The sequence below is a fragment of the Staphylococcus sp. HMSC070D05 genome (assembly GCF_001815595.1).
In the GTDB taxonomy this organism is placed as follows: Bacteria; Bacillota; Bacilli; order Staphylococcales; family Staphylococcaceae; genus Staphylococcus; species Staphylococcus hominis.
In genome coordinates this window covers 1-5,801 of the sequence record NZ_KV821104.1, presented here as the reverse complement: position 1 = coordinate 5,801, position 5,801 = coordinate 1, and the positions used below count along the sequence as shown (strand labels likewise).

The following is a 5,801-nucleotide window of genomic DNA, read 5'->3' as shown; positions in this document are numbered from 1 at the left end:
ATGCGGAAGATTATATAATCTTCCGCATTAACTGCTTATTTATATCTATTCTAAATTGGCATGATTATTTTGCATAGTTGTTTCCTCAACATCTAATTGTGTCATTAGTCCAATGACTACACTATCTAAAAAGATTTGTGATGATTGTTCAAACAAACTACCTAACGGTTGATCAGACCCAGTAGCATCGTGTTTTGTACCTGCTGGTAATTCAACTACTGTGTCTGCAATTTCACCAATTGCAGAATCTAGTTTAGTTGTTAGTAATACCACTTTTGCATCAACTGATTTCGCTTTTTCTGCTAATAAGCGAAGATGTTCTGTTGAGCCTGAACCAGAAATTACAATAAATAAATCATCTTTTTGAATTGATGGTGTTGTTGATTCGCCAATGACAAATGCTTGCTTTCCTAATTGATTGAGTCTCATTGCAAAACTGTTTGCAACGAATCCAGAACGCCCCTTACCTGCAATAAATATGCGTGATGCTTCAGTTACTTCTGATACAAACCCATCAAATTCTTCATCTTTAACATGAGATAAAGTGCCCTTTAACTCATCTAAAATTAATTGATAATGATTAAAAGTTGTCATCATTATTTACCTTCAATAGCGTCACGACATTGTTTAGCTGCTTCTACAGGGTCATCAGCATTTGCGATACCGCCACCAACAATTACTAAGTCAGGTTCTTCTGCAACAATTTCTTTAATTGTATCTGGTTTAATACCACCAGCAACTGCGACTTTAGAATTTTTAATTACTGATTTAACTTTACGTAAGCTATCTAATGGAGATTGTCCTTCAGCTTGTAAATCATAACCAGTGTGCACTGCAATATAGTCAGCACCCATTTCATCTAATTCTTTCGCACGTTTTTCTAAATCTTGTACAGCAATCATATCTACTAATAATTGTTTGTCATTTTTATGTGCTTCTTCAACTGCTGCTTTAATTGACGCATCTTCTGCTACACCTAAAATTGTTACAACATCAGCGCCGAATTTAACAGCTTGGCTTACTTCATAGTCTGCTGCATCCATGATTTTTAAGTCTGCTAATACTTTAGCATTGCTTATATTTTCATTTAAATGTTGAACGGCAGGTAAACCTTCATTAATCACAATTGGTGTACCAATTTCAACAATATCGACATATTCTTCTACTTTTTTCGCTAATTCTGCTGCTTCTTCTTTATTTAATAAATCAATAGCTAATTGTAATTCCACTATAATTCATCCTTTCATTAATTTATACCTTTATTTTGACATAATTATCAATAAATCAATACTGACAAAATTGGCATATAGGGAATGTCAGCTTATCTAAAGGGGGTGACTATTTTTTCAGTATGAATAATATTACACTGTAGTGTACAGTTGGAATTGTAAATATAAGACTAATAATTACAAATTTGGAGGCTTTTTAGATGACTCATATTCAATTAGATTATGGTAAGACTTTAGAATTTTTTGGAGAACATGAATTAGAACAACAAAAAGATATCGTGAAGACATTACACAAAACGATACATGAAGGAACTGGTGCAGGAAATAATTTCTTGGGTTGGGTAGACCTTCCAATTGATTACGATAAAGAAGAGTTTTCAAGAATTGTAGAAGCTTCTAAACGTATTAAAGTAAATTCTGACGTGTTAGTTGTTATTGGTATTGGTGGCTCATACCTTGGTGCACGTGCTGCTATTGAAATGCTAACATCTTCATTTAGAACAAATAATGACTATCCTGAAATTGTTTTTGTAGGTAATCATTTATCATCAAATTATACAAAAGAATTAGTAGATTATTTAGCTGACAAAGATTTCTCTGTAAACGTCATTTCTAAATCTGGTACAACTACAGAACCAGCAGTTGCATTCCGTTTATTCAAACAATTAGTTGAGAATAAATATGGCAAAGAAGAAGCTAAAAAACGTATCTTTGCTACAACAGATAAACAAAAAGGTGCATTAAAACAATTAGCTACAAATGAAGGTTATGAAACATTTGTAGTCCCTGATGATGTAGGTGGCCGTTATTCAGTGTTAACTGCTGTAGGTTTATTACCAATCGCAGCTGCAGGTATTAATATTGAAGCGATGATGATTGGTGCAGCAAAAGCACGTAAAGAATTATCTTCTGACAAATTAGAAGAAAATATTGCTTATCAATATGCAACAATCCGTAACCTTCTATATAGCAAAGGTTATACAACTGAAATGCTTATCAACTATGAACCGTCAATGCAATATTTCAACGAATGGTGGAAACAATTATTTGGTGAATCAGAAGGTAAAGACTTTAAAGGTATTTATCCTTCAAGTGCTAACTACACTACTGATTTACATTCATTAGGACAATACGTTCAAGAAGGTCGTCGTTTCTTATTTGAAACAGTTGTAAAAGTGAATCATCCAAAACATGATCTTACTATTGAAGAAGATAGTGACGATTTAGATGGATTAAATTATCTTGCTGGTAAAACAATTGATGAAGTTAATACAAAAGCATTTGAAGGTACATTATTAGCACATACAGATGGTGGCGTACCTAATATCGTTGTTAATATTCCACAATTAGATGAAGAAACATTTGGCTATGTCGTGTACTTCTTCGAACTTGCATGTGCTATGAGTGGTTATCAATTAGGCGTAAATCCATTCAATCAACCTGGTGTAGAAGCGTATAAACAAAATATGTTTGCTTTACTTGGTAAACCAGGATTTGAAGATATGAAAAAAGATCTTGAAGCAAGATTGTAGGTTATAAACTATAAAGAAATGAGAGGATACAATGTCTAGTAATATTGGAATTTTAGGTTTAGGTGTTATGGGGAAAAATCTTGCGTGGAACATCGAGGATAAGAAATATTCTGTGAGTATTCATAGTAGAGATAATAATGAAATTAATGATACTATTCAAAAGTCTCATTATCAAAAGATATATCCTGCGTATAACTTGAAAGAATTTGTAGATTCATTAGAAAAACCCCGTAAAATTTTGTTGATGATTAAGGCTGGTAGTCCTACGGATAACATGATAAATGCCTTACTTCCATTATTAGACGATGAAGATATTTTAATTGATGGTGGTAATACAAACTATCAAGATACAATTCGTCGAAATAAAACATTAGCTGAAAGTGGCGTTAATTTCATTGGTATGGGCGTATCAGGTGGTGAAGTAGGCGCTTTAACTGGTCCTTCATTAATGCCTGGTGGTCAAGAAGCCGCTTATAATAAAGTCAGTGATATCTTAGATGCCATTGCAGCTAAAGCGCAAGATGGTGCATCTTGCGTAACATACATTGGCCCAAATGGTGCAGGTCATTATGTGAAAATGGTTCATAACGGTATTGAATATGCAGATATGCAATTAATCGCTGAAAGTTATACAATGATGAAAGACTTATTAGGTATGAGTCATACTGAAATTTCTCAAACATTCAAAGATTGGAATGCTGGAGAACTCGAAAGTTACTTAATAGAAATTACTGGTGATATTTTCACTAAATTAGATGAAAATAATGAACCATTAGTAGAAAAAATATTAGATACTGCTGGTCAAAAAGGTACAGGTAAATGGACTTCTATTAATGCATTAGAATTAGGAATTCCATTAACAATTATCACTGAATCGGTATTTGCTCGTTTCATTTCATCCATTAAAGAAGAACGTGTTAATGCGTCTAAATCATTAAATGGACCACAAGCTTCATTTGATGGTAATAAAGAAGAATTCTTAGAAAAAATCAGAAAAGCATTATATATGAGTAAGATTTGTTCTTACGCTCAAGGCTTTGCGCAAATGAGAAAATCGAGCGAAGATCACGAATGGAACTTAAAATTAGGTGAACTGGCAATGATTTGGCGTGAAGGTTGTATCATTCGTGCACAATTCTTACAAAAAATTAAAGATGCTTACGATAATAATCCAGAACTTGAAAACTTATTATTAGATCCATACTTCAAAAATATTGTTACAGATTACCAAGATGCATTAAGAGACGTCGTAGCAACAGGCGTTAAAAACGGTGTACCGACACCAGGATTCTCTGCAAGTGTGAACTACTATGATAGTTATCGTTCTGAAGATTTGTCAGCTAATCTTATCCAAGCACAACGTGACTATTTTGGTGCACATACTTATGAACGTAAAGACCGTGAAGGTGTGTTCCACACACAATGGGATGAAGAGTAATATAATTACTGTTACGGAATGAAAACCAGAAACTAGCTAATCAAGTAAAAGGGGGGAACTGCTTTGGATAAAAATTTATCATCATTAATAACAATATTTGGCGGAACAGGAGATTTAAGTTACAGGAAATTGCTACCTTCTATTTTTAATCTTTATAAAAAGGGTCACTTTAAGAAATTAGTTATCATTTCTACGGGTTTAGAGGATATAAGTGATGAAGAATATAGAAGTAAAGTAAAACAAATTTTATTAAGCCAAGAAAATTTTGAAATGGTGAACTTATTTTTAGATAACATATTTTACTTTCAACAAAATGTTGAAGATAAAACAAGTTGGAATAAATTAAAGGAACTTTCCAATGATATTGATAAAAAATATTGTTTGGATGGCAATAGATTATTTTACTTAGCAATGAATCCTCAATTTTTTAAAATTATAACTCAAAGCATAAGCCAATCAGGTCTTTCTGATACAAATGGATTTTCAAGATTAATAATAGAAAAACCATTTGGAAAAGATTTGAAATCTGCCGAAGACTTAAATAAACACATAAGACAGTATTTTAAAGAAGAAGAAATATTTAGAATAGATCATTATCTAGGTAAAGAGATGGTGCAAAATATTGAATCTTTACGTTTTGGTAATACAATATTTGAACCATTGTGGAACAACAAGTATATATCAAATGTTCAAATAACTCTATCGGAAACTTTAGGCATTGAAGATAGAGGCCAATACTATGATTCTACAGGAGCGCTTAAAGATATGGTGCAAAATCATGCACTACAAATACTTACTCTTATTGCTATGGAGAAACCCGAAAGCAGAAATAGTAAAGATATTAGACTAAAAAAAATCGAACTTTTAAACAATATAAAATTTTTGAAAGGGGCTGATGTACACAAATATTTTGTTAGAGGACAATATATTAATGGTATTATTAATGAAACTCCGATAATGTCATATCATGAAGAAAAAGGTGTTGATAGTGATTCAACAACAGAAACATTTGTAGCAGGAAAAGTACTTATCAATAATAGAAGATGGGAAGGGACTCCATTTTATATTCGTACGGGGAAACGCTTAGGTAAAAAAGCAACAGAGATTGTTATAGAATTCAAAAAAAACAATAATACATTAAGATATGAAAATAATAATGAGGATACTGATTGTAATTTACTGGTAATAAATATAGAACCTAATGCCAAAATATCACTATATATTTATGAAAATAAATCAAATAGAAATAATAGAAGTCATAATATGAAAATTTATAACTCAATAGATAAAAACCAAGTAGTGGATGCTTATGAATCACTTATATGTGATGCTTTAATAGGAAATCAAACTAATTTTGTACATTGGGAAGAACTTAAACAATCATGGGAATTTATAGATTATATAAGTACTGAATGGAAAAAATCTAACGTAACAATACCACAGTATAAACCAGGAAGTTTTGGACCTAAAGAAAGCGATCAATTACTTAAACAAGATAACTTTGAATGGTGGAATAATCTATAAAACGTAAATATTGCAAAACACTATATAGGAGGAGTTAAATGAATATTCTGGTTCTGTTGCAAAGTTAGAAAAATATAG

5 protein-coding genes are annotated in these 5,801 nt (G+C 31.8%); 3 read left to right on the top strand and 2 right to left on the bottom strand.

Going from position 1 to position 5,801, the window contains the following annotated elements:
• Positions 1 to 45: 45 nt before the first annotated feature.
• Together hxlB and hxlA are read right to left on the bottom strand one after the other, a co-directional pair.
• Positions 46 to 594, bottom strand: coding sequence for a 6-phospho-3-hexuloisomerase (gene hxlB / locus HMPREF3046_RS04030; protein ID WP_001826328.1), 549 nt, complete (start codon positions 592 to 594; stop codon positions 46 to 48).
• Positions 595 to 596: 2 nt separating this feature from the next.
• A complete protein-coding gene (gene hxlA / locus HMPREF3046_RS04025) occupies positions 597 to 1,229 on the bottom strand; it encodes a 3-hexulose-6-phosphate synthase (RefSeq protein WP_002449613.1) in 633 nt (210 codons plus the stop codon).
• A gap of 200 nt (positions 1,230 to 1,429) precedes the next feature.
• Between hxlA and HMPREF3046_RS04020 the strand changes: the two genes are divergently transcribed.
• From HMPREF3046_RS04020 to zwf, 3 genes are all read left to right on the top strand, one after another.
• Positions 1,430 to 2,761: a glucose-6-phosphate isomerase gene (locus HMPREF3046_RS04020; protein ID WP_002449611.1), complete on the top strand. Its 1,332-nt coding sequence runs from the start codon at positions 1,430 to 1,432 to the stop codon at positions 2,759 to 2,761.
• Between the two features lie 31 nt (positions 2,762 to 2,792).
• Positions 2,793 to 4,199, top strand: coding sequence for an NADP-dependent phosphogluconate dehydrogenase (gndA, locus tag HMPREF3046_RS04015; RefSeq protein ID WP_002449612.1), 1,407 nt, complete (start codon positions 2,793 to 2,795; stop codon positions 4,197 to 4,199).
• A gap of 63 nt (positions 4,200 to 4,262) precedes the next feature.
• Entirely contained in the window at positions 4,263 to 5,723 is a 1,461-nt protein-coding gene (gene zwf / locus HMPREF3046_RS04010; RefSeq protein WP_070716633.1) for a glucose-6-phosphate dehydrogenase, read from the top strand.
• Positions 5,724 to 5,801 lie beyond the last annotated feature (78 nt).

What these genes read in the sequence shown, in the direction of transcription:
- hxlB (WP_001826328.1), bottom strand. Translation starts at nt 594, where the DNA reads ATGACAACTTTTAATCATTATCAATTAATTTTAGATGAGTTAAAGGGC.
- HMPREF3046_RS04020 (WP_002449611.1), top strand. Translation starts at nt 1,430, where the DNA reads ATGACTCATATTCAATTAGATTATGGTAAGACTTTAGAATTTTTTGGA.
- gndA (WP_002449612.1), top strand. Translation starts at nt 2,793, where the DNA reads ATGTCTAGTAATATTGGAATTTTAGGTTTAGGTGTTATGGGGAAAAAT.